The organism is Paenibacillus ginsengarvi, from assembly GCF_003626695.1.
GTDB lineage: Bacteria > Bacillota > Bacilli > Paenibacillales > NBRC-103111 > Paenibacillus_AB > Paenibacillus_AB ginsengarvi.
In genome coordinates this window covers 55,770-72,147 of sequence record NZ_RBAH01000036.1, presented here as the reverse complement: position 1 = coordinate 72,147, position 16,378 = coordinate 55,770, and the positions used below count along the sequence as shown (strand labels likewise).

Sequence of the window (16,378 nt, the reverse complement as noted above, 5' to 3'; positions counted from 1 at the left end):
CAGGTTGCCTACGTGTTACTCACCCGTCCGCCGCTAACCCCGAAAGGTTCGCTCGACTTGCATGTATTAGGCACGCCGCCAGCGTTCGTCCTGAGCCAGGATCAAACTCTCCAAAAAGGTGAAACCTTATCAGATGAGCCGATAGCTCATTACTTAACTAGCTTGTTGTGGCCTCTTGCGAGACCTTCACTTGCACGCTCGTTGTTCAGTTTTCAAGGAGCAAATCCTGCTTGTCCTGCTTGCCGCCGTGCCGTTCCTCATTGTTTCAGGTTCAAGCGGCGACTTTTATAAGATATCACATCCGGCATTCGGAATGCAAGTGTTTTTTTGAAAAAAATATCGATCTACAGATAAACGCTGCTGTGCCCCGTAAAGCGCCTTTACTCCAACGTGCAATCGTCCGCATTAAGGGACACTCGCGAGCGCATCTAAACACCTATTAAACAGCAAAGGCCCGGTACGAAACGCGCCCGGGCCTCAAAATTTACTCGATGGCGCGATCTCTCATCGACGGGAACAGCAAGACGTCGCGAATCGAAGGGGAATCGGTAAGCAGCATGACCAAACGATCGATGCCGATGCCCAGTCCGCCGGTTGGCGGCATGCCGTATTCCAAAGCGCGAATGAAGTCCTCGTCCATCTCGTGGGCCTCATCGTTGCCTTGCTCCTTCTCGATCAATTGCGCCTCGAAACGTTCGCGCTGGTCGATCGGATCGTTAAGCTCGGTAAATGCATTGGCATGCTCGCGGCCAACGATGAACAGCTCGAAACGATCCGTAAACCGCGGATCTTCCTCGTTCTTCTTGGCAAGCGGCGAAATAGCCACAGGATGTCCATAAATAAAAGTAGGCTGAATTAAAGTCTCTTCGACGAAATGCTCGAAAAACGCGTTCACGATATGCCCAAACGTCATCGTCGGCTCCACAGGGACGCGATGCTCCTTGGCAAGCCGGTGCGCTTCTTCGTCACTCATTTGCTGCTTGAAGTCGATACCGACAACATCCTTGATCGCATCGACCATCGAAACCCGGCGCCAAGGCGTAGTCAGGCTAACCTCTTTGCCTTGGTACGTAATTTCTGTCGTTCCCGACATTTCCGTGGCGATATGCGCAACCAAATTTTCCGTCAAACGCATAATGTCCTTGTAGTCGGCGTAAGCCTCATACAGCTCCATCATCGTAAATTCCGGATTGTGGCGGGTAGATACGCCCTCGTTGCGGTAGACGCGTCCAATCTCGTATACCTTCTCCATCCCGCCCACGATCAGGCGCTTCAAATGCAGCTCGATCGCGATCCGCATATACAGCTGCATGTCCAGCGCATTATGATGCGTAATAAACGGACGGGCCGCCGCTCCCCCTGCAATAGCGTGAAGGGTCGGCGTCTCGACTTCCAAATAGCCGAGCGAATCCAAATAACGCCGCATCGACTGAATGATCCGGGAACGGGAAATAAACGTCTGCTGAACCTCCGGATTAACGATCAGGTCGACATAACGCTGACGGTAGCGCACTTCCACATCTTTAAGGCCGTGAAACTTGTCCGGCAGCGGGTACAAAGACTTGGTCAGCACTTCCAGTTCGTTTACTTTAATCGACGTCTCTCCGGTTTTCGTCTTGAATACCGTTCCTTTAACGCCGACAATATCCCCGATATCGAGCAAAGTAAACGCCCGGTATTTATCGCCAAGCTTGTCCTCGCGCACATAAATTTGAATACGTCCGGTAATATCTTGAATATGTGCAAAAGAAGCCTTGCCCATCGCGCGCTTCTGCATAATACGGCCGGCTAGCGTGACCTCATTATTCTGCGCATCCAGCTCCTCCGTCGACAGCGCATCATACGACTCCAGCACTTGCTTGGCGTGGTGGGTGCGCTCGAACTTGCTGCCGAACGGGTCGACGCCGAGCTCCCTGAGCTCATCCAGCTTGCCCCGGCGAATGGCCAGCAGTTCGTTTTCGTTTAATTCCACTTCTTGGCTCACTTGAACTCATCTCCTAATGATACGCGCAAGTCCATGAAACAAAAAAGCCTCCAATGGAAGCTTTTTCGAAAACTACGCGTGCGATTTCCAATTTCGAAAGAACTCGTCTGCTGGACAAATTTCTTACGCGAAATTTGCTCCGTCCATTACTTCTTAATATCGATAATTTTATATTGAATGACGCCGGCTGGAACTTGAACATCGACGAGCGATTCTTTCTTTTTCCCGATCAATGCTTTGCCAACCGGACTTTCGTTCGAAATTTTGTTCTGGAACGGGTCCGATTCCGCCGTACCGACGATCGTATATTCCACCGTTTCATTAAATTCGATATCTTTCAAAGTAACGATCGCGCCTACGCTTACCGTATCCGTATCGACTTCATCATTATTGATAATACGAGCGTTGCGCAGCATCTTCTCCAGCGTAATGACACGCCCTTCGATGAACGCTTGCTCGTTCTTGGCGTCCTCGTACTCGGAGTTCTCGCTAATATCGCCATAACCGATCGCAACCTTGATTCTTTCGGCTACTTCGCGGCGTTTAACCGATTTCAAATGCTCGAGTTCTTCCTCGAGCTTCTTGAGGCCTTCTTGCGTGAGAAGGACTTCTTTCTCGCTCATACTGCCAATCTCCCGTCGTGTGAAGATTTTCTACCGGGAAAATCGATCGATTTTTCGGTATGAATTCACAAAGTTAAATATATTATCGGGGTTCGGTCAAGATGACTATTTCCAGTAGTTCCGGGTGTCCATGCCTGATCTTTGCTTGATTATATTTCAACCCGCCAGAAATGTCAATGTCAGCCAAACTCCTCCGTAAAGCTTCAATTAAGCGCATTTAATGCGTCATAACGGCCTTTTCCTCGGCATTGCCGCCGGAATCGTCCATACCCGCAATGAAGTCGTGCAGCGTCTGCACCATCTCGTCGCGGCGAGTTTGTTCCATGACGACATCCTTGACTCTAGCCGAGCCTTGAAGTCCCTTTAAGTACCAGGCCATATGCTTGCGCATTTCTTTGACGGCGACGTTCTCGCCCTTCAGCGCGACCAGCCTGTCAAGATGGAGCGTAGCGATCCGGATCTTCTCCTTCGCATCCGGTTCCGGCAGCAGCGCGCCCGAAGTCAAATATTGAATCGTCCGGTACAGCATCCACGGATTGCCGAGCGCGGCGCGTCCGATCATGACGCCGTCCACACCCGTATGGTCGAGCATTTTCCGGGCATCCTCGGGGGTAAACACGTCGCCGTTGCCGATAACGGGAATGGAAACCGTGCTCTTAACTTCCTTAATAATATCCCAATTGGCTTTGCCGGTATACATTTGCACCCGGGTCCGGCCATGTACGCTAACCGCAGAGCCGCCGCCATTCTCTACCGCTTTGGCGTTCTGCAGCGCATATACGTGCTCGTCGTCCCAGCCGATCCGCATTTTCACCGTCACTGGTTTGCTTACGGAGCGGACGACCTCGGTCACCATCTTCTCGATTTTGCCCGGATCGAGCAGCCAGCGCGCCCCGGCGTCGCATTTCGTAATTTTCGGAACCGGACACCCCATATTAATGTCGATAATATCGGCGTTCGTGTTCTCATCGACGTATTTGGCCGCTTCTACGAGCGTCTCCGTATCGCCGCCGAAAATTTGCAGGCTGAGCGGCTTCTCCCGCTCGTCGACGAACAGCATATCCATCGTCCGCCGGTTCCCGTGCAAAATCGCTTTATCGCTCACCATCTCGGCGCAGACGAGTCCGCAGCCAAACTCTTTGGCGATCAGCCGAAACGCCGGGTTGCATACTCCCGCCATTGGTGCCAGCACAACTTGATTGGGTACGGACACATCTCCGATTTTGAGCACTTATCATTCACTTCCTTTCTTGTTCGTTCGTATTTAGCAGTTCAGTCAATTCGATGTCAAGCGACTCCGTTATTTTGCTTAGCATTTTACTGTCCGCGCTGCGCGTCCCCCGCTCGATCGAGCCGAGTACGGCTATGGAAACGCCCAATTTGCGGGCCAGCTCGTCTTGCGTCAATCCTTTCAGTTTGCGGAACGCTCGGATTCGTCCCGCCAATTGAAATTGCTCCACCGGGTAACGCCTTCCTTTCCATCCAGTCTGTCCAAGTGTTCATGGGTAGTAGCAAGGAGCTGTGACTGGTTCCGGACTACATCCGCCAAAGGAATTAATACGAAAGCCCGCTCCCACATCCGAGGATGAGGAACGGTCAGCTCCGGAGTATCGAGCGCAACATCGTCCATAAGCAGCAGATCGAGATCGATCGTACGCGGTCCATTGCGAATCGTACGAACGCGCCCAAGCCGCTCTTCAATTTGTTTCATATGCCCATGCAGCGACGCCGGAGAAAGCCTCGTACGCACCACGACGACCATATTCAGAAAAGAGTCCTGGTCTGCATAACCTACCGGTTCGGTCTCGTAAACATCCGAGACACACGTTAGTTCCGTATCGGGTACGGCCTCCAGCGCACGAACGGCTTCGCGCAAATACGAAATGCGCTCTCCCATATTGGAACCGAGCCCGATATACGCTTCCATCCCCGGCTCCGAATCTGGATTCCGCTCTTTCTCGTCCGGTACCGTCATGCCATTGCCCGCTTTCTGGTGAGTTCTACGACAACGCCGTCATAATGAATATCGAATGGCGGATGGGGCTTCACGACCCGCACCGTGACGTCGTTTACACTAGTATACTGATGCAGAACATCCGATGCAATGTTTTCGGCCAGCGCCTCGATCAGCCGGTATGCTCGTCCTTCCACGATCTGTTTGACGAGCTGGTACACTTCCGCATAATTGACGGTTTTCGTCAAATCGTCCGTACGGCCCGCTTCGGACAAATCCAGGGAAAGGACCAGATCGACGTAAAAACGCTGCCCCAGCTTATTCTCTTCGGGGAAAACGCCGTGGTAGCCGTAAAATTGCATGCGATTCAAATGTAATTTGTCCACGTCCAAAGCACCGCCTCTCTATCATTACCTGATTCTCCAAAAACAAGCCCGTCTTAGTATCGGCGAATCATCGCATCGGTCATAACGGCCACACGCTTCATCGCGAGCACATCATGCACGCGCATAATCGCGCACCCTTGCGCGATTCCGAGGGCGACAGTGGCGGCCGTTCCTTCCAGAGCATCACCCGGCGTTACGTGGAGAGTTTTCCCAATCATGCTTTTACGCGATGTTCCGAGCAGTACCGGATAACCGAGCGCCGTAATATGATGCAGCCGATTCATCAGCGTCAGGTTGTGCTCCAGCGTTTTGCCAAAGCCGATGCCGGGATCGAGTATAATCTGTTCGGCGCGGACGCTCGCCTGTACCGCAATGTTTATACTCTCACGCAAGTCCGCAACAACCTCCGCTGTAAAATGCGTATACTCGGCCGCCTTCCGATTATGCATCAGAACAACCGGGCAATCATAAGCCGCTGCGATGGCCGCGATATCGCCGTTCTCTTTGAAGCCCCATATATCGTTCACGATATGGGCTCCGGCTTTTAGCGCCTCGGAAGCTACCTCCGCTTTGTACGTGTCGATCGAAATCGGCACAGGATGCCCGGCAGCTGTAAGCGCCTCAATGACCGGGATCACCCGTTCCAATTCTTCCTGCACCGATACTTGTGCGAATCCGGGGCGGGTCGATTCACCGCCGATGTCGATGATATCGGCGCCTTCCCGAACCATCTCGAGCGCCCGTTCGACAGCGCGGCTTATATTCGCATATTGCCCCCCGTCAGAGAACGAGTCCGGAGTTACGTTCAGGATGCCCATAATAAGCGTGCGCTCGCCCAGCTTTAGCTCCAAGTTCCGGCAGCGGAGCGTTCTTTTCCCCGTGTAGTCGGATAAAGGCCGGGCAAACGGCAGCTCTAATTGTTCAGCATCGTTCCTATTTTGCTGCATGAAAGGTTCGCCTCCTTAAGGAGCTTGATGGTGACCGATCGCTTCGGCATATTGCTGCATGAGTTGTCTGGTCATAGGACCGGGCTTCCCCGGACCGATTAATCGTTTCTCACCGGACAAGCCGAAGGCGCTGCATACCGGCACGATCTCCTGAACGGAGCCCGTCAGAAACGCTTCGTCGGCATCCAGCAGCATACTCCAAGGGTACAACCCTTCCCGCACTTCCAGTCCTGCGCACATCGCCGTCTCGATGACAAACTCGCGAGTGATGCCGGGAAGAATCCCCGTCTCCAGGGACGGAGTGTGTAAGACGCCATCCTTGATCCAAAATACGTTGCTCACGATTCCTTCCGCCACATGACCGAACCGGTCCAGAAAAAGACCTTCCGCCCCGGCAGCCCAGCCGTACCCGAGCATTTCCCGTTTCGCCATAATATTGTTCATATAGTGAAACGATTTGAACCGGTATTCCCCTTCCGGCGAGTTGCGCGGGAGCTTCAACCGTTGAACCGGCTTTCCCTTCTCGTATGTGGTCTCGTCCCTCGGCGGCAGCGGTTTGACATATACGATCTCGCAAGGCTTGTCGTAATCGCCGGCAGGCAACCCGAGCGCCTCCACCCCCGCCGAGACGGACAAGCGAATGTATGCATCGGGCAATCCGTTCACTTCCAGCAAGCTCGCAATGAGAGCTTCCGCCGCGTCTTCGGACGGCGCGTAACGGAAGCCAAGCGCTTCGCACCCCGCAGCCAGCCTGCGCAAATGCCGCTCCAACAAAAACGGACGTCCGCCGTAAGTGCGAAACGTCTCGAACAGTCCCAGCCCATACAAGAAGCCGTGATCGTATACGGATATCACGGCCTCCCGTTCGTCGCATACGGAGCCGTTTACTGCGATTTTCATCGTCCCGCCCTGCTTGGAGACGGAATCGCCACGAAATTGCGCAGCAGCGTTAATCCGTGATCGGTAATGATCGACTCGGGATGGAACTGCACTCCTTCGATCGGATATTCCTTATGACGCAGACCCATAATCTCCCCGTCCTTCGTCTCGGCGCTGATTTCCAGACAATCGGGCAGCGTCTCGCGTTTGACGATCAGGGAATGATACCTTGTCGCTGTATAAGGCGAAGGAATGCCGGCAAAAATCGTTTTGCCGTCGTGATAAATGTCCGACGTTTTGCCATGCATCAGCTTCTCGGCGCGAACGACATCGCCGCCGAACACTTGGCCGATCGACTGGTGGCCGAGACATACGCCCAATATCGGAAGTTTGCCTTTAAAATGCTCGATCAGGGCCAGACTGATCCCCGCTTCGTTCGGCGTACACGGTCCCGGAGAAATGAGGATACGATCCGGCTCCAAAGACTCTATGCCGGCAAGATCGATCTCGTCGTTCCGGCGGACAACGACCTCCTGCCCGATCTCTCCCAAATATTGCACCAAATTATAAGTAAACGAATCGTAATTGTCGATGACGAGTATCATCTCGGCTCAGCTCCCTCTGTTCTCGCTATGTAGAACCGCCTTCCACAACGCTTTTGCTTTGTTCAGCGATTCCGTAAACTCTTTCTCCGGAACCGAATCGATGACGATGCCGGCGCCGGACTGCACGTAGCCGATGCCTCCAGTGGCGACAAGCGTACGTATAACTATATTTAATTCCATATCGCCGCAGTAGTCAATCCATCCGATCGAACCGGTATACGGCCCCCGGCGCACGGGCTCCAGCTCTTCGATGATTTCCATGGTGCGAATTTTCGGCGCTCCGGTTATCGTTCCTCCGGGGAACGTGGCCGCGGTCACATCGTACACATCTTTATGGTCCGCCAGCCTTCCCTCTACATGGGAAACGATGTGCATCACATGCGAATACGTTTCAACAACCATCAGATCGGTTACTTTGACGGTGCCGTACCGCGAGACTCGTCCAAGGTCGTTGCGCAGCAGATCGACGAGCATAACGTGTTCCGCACGTTCCTTCTCATTGCCGATCAGCTCTTCGGCCAGTCTCCGGTCTTCCTCGTCGCTGCTTCCGCGCGGGCGCGTGCCTGCGATCGGACGCGTCTCGACAACGCCGTCTACGCATTTCACCAGCAATTCCGGAGAGCCGGAGACGATATCGTAGCCGGGAAAACGAAGCAGCCCCATATAGGGAGACGGATTGAGCAGCCGCAGCCATTCGTATATTTGTTCCGGCTCCTGCTCCAGCCTGCGGCTTTGCCGGACCGACAAATTCACCTGAAACACGTCGCCCTGCGCGATATACTGCTGAATTTTGCGCACCGCTTCGACATAGTCCCTTTTGGTAAAGGCAAGTTCGATGCCGGGTATGTTCTCGACATCGATCGCGAGCGCTTCCTGACGGGAAATCGTCTCGTGCGCCCGCAACCGGCTCACGGTTCTCTCATCCGCCTCCGCCTCTTCATACGCTTCATCCCAGCGCTGCGCCATACGGGCCGTCTCCGCTTCCGCTTCCCTGTAGAGCCTCTCGAGCTCCTGAACCGATGCAGCCCCGGGTGCAGGCTGATGCACGATACAATAGAGCTCACGCTCCTGCAAGTCATAGGCCCATATCCGGCGGACGATCATAAAATCGTAATCGGGCAATTGCAAATCGTCCACAGCGAGCACCGGGAGCCGCTCAATCGATCTGGCCACGTCATAGGACCAGTATCCGACGCATCCCCCGACGAACGGCGGGACTCCCCCCACCTTCGGCGCGCGGCGGCCGTCCATGAACGCTTTGACCAGCGGCAAAGGCTTGCCGGTTACTTGCCGCTCCTCAATAACGGCAGCCGTATCCGGATCGTACCGTACGATCCGGGCTTGTTCGCCTTTTCCCGTAATAGCAGCCAGGGGAGTATCCCCGAGATAGGTATAACGTCCGCTCTTTCCGCTCTCCAGCACGAAGGAGGGCTTGGCCGCCTTTTGCCAAAACGGCTCCCACGACGCCGGAACGCCGCGCGCACCGGAACATTTTCGTATATAAGGAAGGCACTCGTAGCGCGCCGCCCAATCGATCCATTGGTCCAAAGTCGTTAACGACATCCAGCCGTTCCCCCCACAACTTTTCCCCATAAAGTGGGGAGCTCCATGTAATCTCCTATTCCAAGTAACTCGATAGATAGCCTCCGAATTAGTCCCTCAAAGCTTCAAAGCCCCTCCGAAGAGGGGCTCTTATTCAGATCAACTTACTCGTCGAATTGATATAGCGGAGTGCTGAGGTAACGTTCGCCGTTGCTTGGAATAATGGCTACGACACGTTTGCCTTTGCCAAGCTGCTTCGCTACTTTGATCGCGGCGGAAATCGCTGCGCCGGAGGAGATGCCTCCGAGAATTCCTTCTTCCTTCGCTACGCGGCGGGACGTCTCGAACGCATCCTCATTCTCAACCGGGATGATCTCGTCGTAAATGCCGGTGTTCAAAATATCGGGCACGAAACCTGCGCCGATGCCTTGAATTTTGTGCGGGCCCGGCTGACCGCCCGACAAAACGGGCGATGCGGATGGCTCGACCGCATAAATTTTGATTTCCGGGAAGCTTTCGCGAAGCACCTTGCCCGCTCCGGAAATCGTGCCGCCCGTGCCGACGCCGGCAATGAAAGCATCAAGCTTGCCGTCATGGGAGTTAATCGCTTCGACAATTTCTGGTCCGGTCGTTTCGATATGCACCTTGACGTTTGCCTGGTTTTTGAACTGCTGCGGGATGAAGTACGAATTCTCGGCAGCCAGTTCTTCCGCGCGGCGGATGGCCCCTTTCATCCCTTCCGGTCCCGGCGTCAACACGAGCTGGGCACCGTAGGCCCGAAGCAGATTGCGCCGCTCCAAGCTCATCGTTTCCGGCATAACGAGGATCGCTTTGTACCCTTTGGCGGCGGCGACCATAGCAAGACCGATACCGGTGTTGCCGCTTGTCGGCTCGATAATGGTGTCGCCCGGCTTCAGCTTGCCTTCCTTCTCGGCTGCCTCGATCATGCTGATGGCGATCCGGTCCTTGACGCTGGCGCCCGGATTTTGATATTCAAGCTTGACGTATACTTCGGCGCTATCTTCGGGAACGACCCGATTTAAACGAACAAGCGGTGTATTTCCGATCAATTGCGTAATATTTTGGACGAGTTTTGCCATGATTGAACCCTCCCGTATGATGATACATTATTATTCCGAGTTGTTTTGTCGGTTTTATTACTATCATCTTATCAACCGGAACATCGCTTGTCAACTACAAAAATGATGCTTTCGCCCCTTTTATCGCAGCTCCGGATCTATGATTTCCGCATGTCTCTTCTCCCGCATCGACTGTACCAGCAGCTTTTGCGGTGGCGCTTTTTGGAGTCCGAGCTCTTTGCGGATGTACGCCCGCTTCCGGTCGTCCACCGTTTTTTTGACTTCTTTTTTATCCTTCAGCCAAATGACTGCAAAGCTGCTCTTAAGCGGGATCGGCTTGCTGATCTCATTCGGCTTCAAAACGCGGGCGGCATCCAATAGGGCAGAAGACACAAACCGGTCGTTCTCCTCCACCCAGCCGAGATCGCCTCCCAATTTGGCGGTCGCCGTATCGATCGAGCTTTTGCGTGCGAGAGACGAGAAGTCGGCGCCGTTCTGCACGTCCTTAATAAACTGGGCGGCCTCTTCCTTCGTCTTCACTTCCATCTTCATCAAATAATACTGGACGTAGCCTTTAAACTCTTCGGGGTGCGCCTTGATATAATCGTCGACCTCGGCATCGGTCACCTGGACTCCGCGCAGTGCAACTCCCTCAAGTAGAAGCTTATAATACACATCCTCATTTAATTCCGATTTGGACAAACCAAGCTGTTCCTTCATCGATTTGTAAAATTGCTGCTCGTTTTCATACCCTTCCTGCATCCGTTTCATTTCCGCATCGATCTCTTCGCGGCCAACCGTAATGCCAAGCGCCTCCGCCTCCTGGCGTATAGCTTCGCGGTCGACCAGCACATTCAGCAGCTCCGCGCCGTATTTATCTGCAAGGCGCTGTTGTAATTGATCCGCCGTAATCGTATGGCCTCCGACTACGGCTACGGCTTTGGACGGGCTCTCGCCCGTACCGGCCCCCTCGGGATTGGCTGACGGGGGCTCGGCTATCTGCGGCGTTTGAGCTCCGCTGCGGACAAGCAGTACCGCCAAGACGATGACGGTCGCCAGCAGTAAACAGATGGCAACCCACAGTACTCTTACGCTCCGCATCCGAAAAACATCCCCATATTCCTCTATTTATCTACGTTATTGATTGTTCAGCCTCTCCAACAGATTATGGAGGTCTTCCCTGTTATATGCGTACGTTTCGTTGCAGAAATGGCAGACCACTTCCGCCTTCCCGTCTTCGTTCATAATCTTCTCGAGCTCGTCCTTACCAAGGCTGATCAGCGTTTTTTCAATCCGCTCTCTGGAGCATTTGCACTGAAAACGGATGTCCGATCGTTCCAGCACTTCGACAGATTCGTCGATTTGCTTCAAAATCTGCTCCATATCGGAGCCATCGGCCATCAAGCTTGTAATCGGCGGAAGGGTAGCCAGCTTCGCTTCAATCCCGCTGATCTCGTCTTCGTCCATACCGGGCAGCAGCTGTAAAATAAACCCGCCGGACGTTTGCACCGAATAGTCCGTTGCGATCAGGACGCCCAAAGCGACTGCGGACGGGGTTTGCTCGGATTTGGCGAAATAATACGTAAAATCGTCTGCAAGCTCGCCGGAAACGATCGGCACGCTGCCGCGGTAGGGCTCTCGGAGACCCAAATCCTTGATGACATACAAATATCCGTCGCCCACAACGCCGGCCACATCCAGCTTGCCCCGCGGGTTAAGCGGCAAATCGACCTGGGGATTGTCGACATAACCTCTTACTTCGCCTTTGGCATTCGCATCAACGACGATCTGGCCAAGCGGTCCGTCGCCTTTTACTTGAATCGTCAGTTTCTCTTCGCCCTTCAGCATCGCGCCCATCATAATGCCGGCCGTAACGGTCCGGCCGAGTGCGGCGGTGGCCACAGGAGTCGTGCCGTGTCTTCGGCGAAGCTCTTCTACGATCGAAGTCGTATTCGCGGCGAAAGCGCGGAGTCGGCCTTCGAAGGCGGTCGCTCGTATCAAATAATCTTGTTGCATCGCATGAAGTTCCTTTCGACTAACGATTTCTTTCGTAAATCAATTGCAGGCCCTGCAAAGTCAGCAGCGGATTCACCGTTTCGATCGTCCTCGATTCCCCGGCAATCAGACTGGCTAGTCCACCCGTTGCAATCACTCTCGCGTCCTGGCTGAACTCTGCTCTCATCCGGTCGACGATTCCATCCACTTGACCAGCATAACCGAAAATAATCCCGGCCTGCATCGCCGAGACGGTATTGCGCCCGACCGTGCTTTTGGGCCTTACCAGCTCGATACGGGGCAGCTTGGCCGCCTTCTCGTACAGCGCTTCGGTGGAAATGCCGATTCCCGGCGCGATCGCGCAGCCAAGCAGCTGCCCTTTCTCGTCAATATAATCGTAAGTGGTTGCGGTGCCGAAATCAACGATAATTAGAGGGCAGCCGTATTTCTCTATGCCGGCGACCGCATTCACGATACGGTCCGCCCCGACTTCGCGGGGATTTTCGATTCGGATGTTTAATCCCGTTTTGATGCCGGGACCTACAATAAGCGGTTTTTTCTTTACATATTGTAAACAAAGGCTTTCCAAAACAAACATTAGCGGCGGGACAACCGACGAAATGATGACGCCGTCGATCTGCTCTTCGGAAATGCCCGCGAAGCGAAACAAATTATGTACTATGATGCCGTACTCATCCACCGTCGCCGAGCGGTTCGTGCTTAGCCGCCAGTGGTGCAGCAGCTTCTCGCCTTCATAAATGCCGAGCACTATGTTCGTATTGCCTACGTCAACGACTAAAATCACGACTGGCCCGCCTTCTTCTCATTCAGATCGAGACTGATGTCAAGCGCGGAGACGGAATACGTGAGCCGGCCTACCGAGATGACGTCCACTCCGGACATCGCGATATCCTTGATCGTTTGCAGCGTAACCGAACCGGACGCCTCGATCACAATATGCGGGGAGCGGGCTCTGATCTGAGCGACAGCCTGCTTCATCACGTCCGGCTTCATATTGTCCAGCATAATAATGTCGGCCCCGGCGTCAAGTGCTTCGTTCAACTGCTCGAACGATTCGACCTCCACTTCGATTTTCATCGTATGCGGGATTTGCTCGCGCGCTCCCTGAATGGCCGCCCGAATGCCGCCGGCGCCCTTAATATGATTATCCTTGATCATAACCGCATCGTACAGACCGAACCGATGATTGTGACCGCCGCCAACGCGCACCGCGTACTTTTCCATCGAACGATGCCCCGGCGTCGTCTTGCGGGTATCGACCAGCCGTACCGGCAGTCCTTCAAGAGCTTCCACATATTGACGGGTACGGGTAGCGATACCGGACAATCGCTGCAGCAGGTTCAAGGCAAGCCGCTCCCCGAGCAAAATGCTGCGCGTGCTCCCATGTACCTCGGCAAGCACCGCACCATAATCTACTGCACTCCCGTCCTGCTGCTTGGCGGTAAAGACGAGGGACGGGTCAACAACCCGAAAGACGAGCTCGGCGATCGGAATACCCGCTGCAATACCGGTATCCTTAACATGAATAATACCTTTAGACTGCCCGTCTAAAGGTATGGTGGTCATCGTTGTCACATCGCCGGTTCCAATGTCTTCTTCGAGCCAAAGCTGTATTTGCCGTTTCCATTGTTCCTGATTGCCGTTAAACGTTAACGTCATGAATCGCTTCCTCCGTTACTCCTGCCTCGCGCTGCAGCTGAATATGCTTCCGCCATACGGCATCGTTTTTCTCCGGAAAGTCTTCGCGATAATGGCCGCCGCGGCTTTCTTCGCGAAGAAGGGCAGATTGCGCCGTTAACATGGCTAGCGTGAGCAAATTGGCAAACTCGTATTCTTCCCGTTTCGTCAGGCTCGTGCTGAATATTTTCACGTGCCGCTTGAGCTCGTCGAGGCCTTTCTCGAGGCCGGCCGCCTCCCGCTTCAGACCGACGTAACGCAGCATCACCTTCTGCAGCTTGAGCCGCTTCTCGACGATCGGCTGCATCAGATGCTCCGTACGATGGCTCGTCTCGGTAATGCTCGGCCACTGATGGATCGGCGGCAGCTCGCGAATATGCTGGGTAATGCGGCGGCCGAAAACGATAGCCTCCGAAAGCGAATTGCTGGCCAGCCGATTCGCGCCGTGTACGCCCGTCGACGACACCTCTCCGCAAGCGTACAGCCGCTTTAAGGAAGTTTCCCCGTTCAGGTTCGTTTTCACTCCTCCCATCATGTAATGGGCAGCCGGAGCGACAGGAATCCAATCGGATGTCAGGTCAAGACCGTAGTTCAAGCAAAACTCGTATATGTTCGGAAAACGGTGCTTGACCATATCCGCCGACTCGTGCGTAATATCGATATACACGAACGTCGACTTCGTTTCCGCCATCTCGTCGAGAATCGCCCGGGCTACAATGTCGCGCGGCGCGAGCTCCATACGTGAGTCGTACTTCTCCATGAAGCGTTCTCCGCGAATATTGCGCAGAACGGCTCCTTCTCCGCGAACCGCTTCGGAGATCAGAAACCGCGGCGCTCCAGGATAACACAGCGAGGTCGGGTGGAACTGAACGAACTCCACGTCGCGTATGACCGCGCCCGCCCGGTAGGCGATCGCAACGCCGTCGCCGGTGGCGATGTCCGGATTCGTCGTATACCGGTAAAGCTGCCCGGAGCCGCCGGAGCACAAGATCGTCGCCCGCGCGCGAACGAATACGCGCTGACCGTCCGGCTTCTGTACAATCGCTCCGAAGCATTCGCCCTTGTCCGTAATCAGATCGATGACGAAATGATCGTCCCAAATCGTCACATTTGGGTTTTGCCGCGTTTTCTCGGACAACGCTCTGACAATCTCGGCCCCTGTGGCGTCGCCGTTCGAATGCAAAATGCGGCGCTGGCTGTGAGCGCCTTCCTTCGTTAAGGCGTACTCCCCGTTCTCCAGGTCGAACTGAGTTCCCATACCGACCAAATCCTTCACGCCTTGCGGACCCGCGCGGACAAGCACGTCCACCGCTTCCGAATCGCAGAGCCCGGCTCCTGCCGTCAGCGTGTCCTGACGGTGGTATTCCGGGGAATCCTCATCCGAGATAACCGCCGCGATCCCGCCTTGCGCATAACGGGTATTGCTCTCCAGCAGCGATTTCGGTTTCGTAATAATAAGAACCTGGTTCGTCTCGCTCGCCCGGATCGTCGTGAACAAACCGGCGATCCCCGCTCCGATTACCATTACGTCGGTTTCCACGGCGGGAAGCTCGTCCAGCGAGAAATCGATCAAATAACGCGGCACCATACCCATCACCTTCAGACAGCAGAGTAGCGCATGCCGCCGATCCGGCGGCATGCGCTCCAAGCGTAGGTTGCTTCGTTTGTAACACGCGCCTGGGCGCATGTTATTTCACCTGCAACATGCGCTCCAGAGACAATCTAGCTTTCTCGGCGACTTGCGGCGGCACGTAAATTTGCGGCTGCATCGTCTCCAAACATTTTGCGACCTTCTTCAAGTTGTTCACTTTCATATTCGGGCAAACGAGAAACTTGGTTGCAAAATGGAATTGCTTGTTCGGGCTGTCCAGACGCAACTGATAGCCGGTTCCGTCTTCCGTGCCTACAATAAACTCCTGACAGTCCGATTCCTTGCAATATTTAATGATGGCCGTTGTGCTGCCCACAAAATCGCCCAGCTTGACGACTTCGGGACGGCATTCCGGATGAACGACGAACTGCGCGTTCGGATGCTGCGCTTTCATTTCCATGACGTCCTTGACTGTAAGCATATCGTGGGTATTGCAGTACCCTTCCCAGATGATCATCTTCTTGTCGGTATACTTCGATACATAGTCGCCCAAATTTTTGTCGGGCACCCAAATGATTTCGTCCGCCTCCACGGATTGGATCACTTTGACGGCATTGGCGGACGTGCAGCAAATGTCGGTCTCCGCTTTGATTTCCGCCGAGGAGTTGATGTAGGTGACAACGGCCGCGTTCGGGTGTCTTTTCTTTAGCGCTTTCAGACCTTCTACGTTGACCATATCGGCCATCGGGCAGCCGGCCCGTTCATCGGGAATAATGACCGTTTTGTTCGGGGCCAAAATTTTGGCGCTTTCCCCCATAAAATGCACGCCGCAAAACACGATGACTTCGGCATCGGTTTGCGCCGCCTTCTGGGCGAGCAGAAACGAATCCCCGCGGAAATCGGCGACTTCCTGTATTTCATCCCGCTGATAATAGTGAGCGAGAATAATCGCGTTTCGTTCCTTCTTGAGCTTCGCAATGCGTTCCTTCAGCTCGCGGTTCTGCTCCGCTTTACGTTCCAGCGCAAGAGCTTCCATCCGAATCATTCCCTTCGTGGGAACACGTGAAAAAGTTCACGCATTCGCTTAACACTTGT

Annotated in this window: 17 protein-coding genes and 1 rRNA gene; all 18 read right to left on the bottom strand. The window is 54.3% G+C overall.

Annotated features, from left to right (window positions below):
• Positions 1–117 (bottom strand): 16S ribosomal RNA (locus D7M11_RS32235); the annotation flags it as partial.
• A gap of 367 nt (positions 118–484) precedes the next feature.
• Positions 485–1,984 carry a lysine--tRNA ligase gene (lysS, locus tag D7M11_RS32230; protein ID WP_120751396.1) on the bottom strand — a complete coding sequence of 500 codons (1,500 nt, stop codon included), beginning with the start codon at positions 1,982–1,984 and terminating at the stop codon, positions 485–487.
• 146 nt (positions 1,985–2,130) lie between these two features.
• On the bottom strand, positions 2,131–2,607 hold the full coding sequence (greA, locus tag D7M11_RS32225; RefSeq protein WP_120751395.1) for a transcription elongation factor GreA: 477 nt from the start codon (positions 2,605–2,607) through the stop codon (positions 2,131–2,133).
• A 217-nt stretch (positions 2,608–2,824) separates the two neighbouring features.
• Positions 2,825–3,838 carry a tRNA dihydrouridine synthase DusB gene (gene dusB / locus D7M11_RS32220; RefSeq protein ID WP_120751394.1) on the bottom strand — a complete coding sequence of 338 codons (1,014 nt, stop codon included), beginning with the start codon at positions 3,836–3,838 and terminating at the stop codon, positions 2,825–2,827.
• 7 nt (positions 3,839–3,845) lie between these two features.
• On the bottom strand, positions 3,846–4,067 hold the full coding sequence (locus D7M11_RS32215) for a helix-turn-helix domain-containing protein (protein WP_120751393.1): 222 nt from the start codon (positions 4,065–4,067) through the stop codon (positions 3,846–3,848).
• Entirely contained in the window at positions 4,019–4,582 is a 564-nt protein-coding gene (gene folK, locus D7M11_RS32210; protein ID WP_240041408.1) for a 2-amino-4-hydroxy-6-hydroxymethyldihydropteridine diphosphokinase, read from the bottom strand. The genes D7M11_RS32215 and folK overlap by 49 nt, the downstream gene beginning before the upstream one ends.
• Positions 4,579–4,947 carry a dihydroneopterin aldolase gene (folB, locus tag D7M11_RS32205; RefSeq protein WP_120751402.1) on the bottom strand — a complete coding sequence of 123 codons (369 nt, stop codon included), beginning with the start codon at positions 4,945–4,947 and terminating at the stop codon, positions 4,579–4,581. Before folB ends, folK begins: the two co-directional genes overlap by 4 nt.
• A gap of 53 nt (positions 4,948–5,000) precedes the next feature.
• Entirely contained in the window at positions 5,001–5,765 is a 765-nt protein-coding gene (folP, locus tag D7M11_RS32200) for a dihydropteroate synthase (protein WP_240041409.1), read from the bottom strand.
• A 144-nt stretch (positions 5,766–5,909) separates the two neighbouring features.
• Complete coding sequence (pabC, locus tag D7M11_RS32195; protein ID WP_120751391.1) at positions 5,910–6,794, bottom strand: aminodeoxychorismate lyase; 885 nt, start codon at positions 6,792–6,794, stop codon at positions 5,910–5,912.
• Positions 6,791–7,378 (bottom strand): aminodeoxychorismate/anthranilate synthase component II, encoded by a 588-nt coding sequence (gene pabA / locus D7M11_RS32190; RefSeq protein ID WP_120751390.1) that lies wholly within the window; start codon positions 7,376–7,378, stop codon positions 6,791–6,793. The genes pabC and pabA overlap by 4 nt, the downstream gene beginning before the upstream one ends.
• 6 nt (positions 7,379–7,384) lie before the next feature.
• Positions 7,385–8,941 (bottom strand): anthranilate synthase component I family protein, encoded by a 1,557-nt coding sequence (locus D7M11_RS32185; protein WP_120751389.1) that lies wholly within the window; start codon positions 8,939–8,941, stop codon positions 7,385–7,387.
• A 143-nt stretch (positions 8,942–9,084) separates the two neighbouring features.
• Positions 9,085–10,020: a cysteine synthase A gene (gene cysK / locus D7M11_RS32180; protein WP_120751388.1), complete on the bottom strand. Its 936-nt coding sequence runs from the start codon at positions 10,018–10,020 to the stop codon at positions 9,085–9,087.
• Between the two features lie 120 nt (positions 10,021–10,140).
• The gene (locus D7M11_RS32175) at positions 10,141–11,100 is read right to left on the bottom strand and encodes a peptidylprolyl isomerase (RefSeq protein WP_120751387.1); all 960 of its coding nucleotides are present in this window, start codon (positions 11,098–11,100) and stop codon (positions 10,141–10,143) included.
• 36 nt (positions 11,101–11,136) lie between these two features.
• Entirely contained in the window at positions 11,137–12,015 is an 879-nt protein-coding gene (gene hslO / locus D7M11_RS32170) for an Hsp33 family molecular chaperone HslO (protein WP_120751386.1), read from the bottom strand.
• A gap of 19 nt (positions 12,016–12,034) precedes the next feature.
• Entirely contained in the window at positions 12,035–12,799 is a 765-nt protein-coding gene (locus D7M11_RS32165) for a type III pantothenate kinase (protein WP_120751385.1), read from the bottom strand.
• A complete protein-coding gene (nadC, locus tag D7M11_RS32160) occupies positions 12,796–13,674 on the bottom strand; it encodes a carboxylating nicotinate-nucleotide diphosphorylase (RefSeq protein WP_120751384.1) in 879 nt (292 codons plus the stop codon). The genes D7M11_RS32165 and nadC overlap by 4 nt, the downstream gene beginning before the upstream one ends.
• Positions 13,658–15,280: an L-aspartate oxidase gene (gene nadB, locus D7M11_RS32155; protein ID WP_120751383.1), complete on the bottom strand. Its 1,623-nt coding sequence runs from the start codon at positions 15,278–15,280 to the stop codon at positions 13,658–13,660. The genes nadC and nadB overlap by 17 nt, the downstream gene beginning before the upstream one ends.
• A 100-nt stretch (positions 15,281–15,380) precedes the next feature.
• Positions 15,381–16,319 (bottom strand): quinolinate synthase NadA, encoded by a 939-nt coding sequence (nadA, locus tag D7M11_RS32150; RefSeq protein WP_120751382.1) that lies wholly within the window; start codon positions 16,317–16,319, stop codon positions 15,381–15,383.
• Positions 16,320–16,378: the final 59 nt, after the last annotated feature.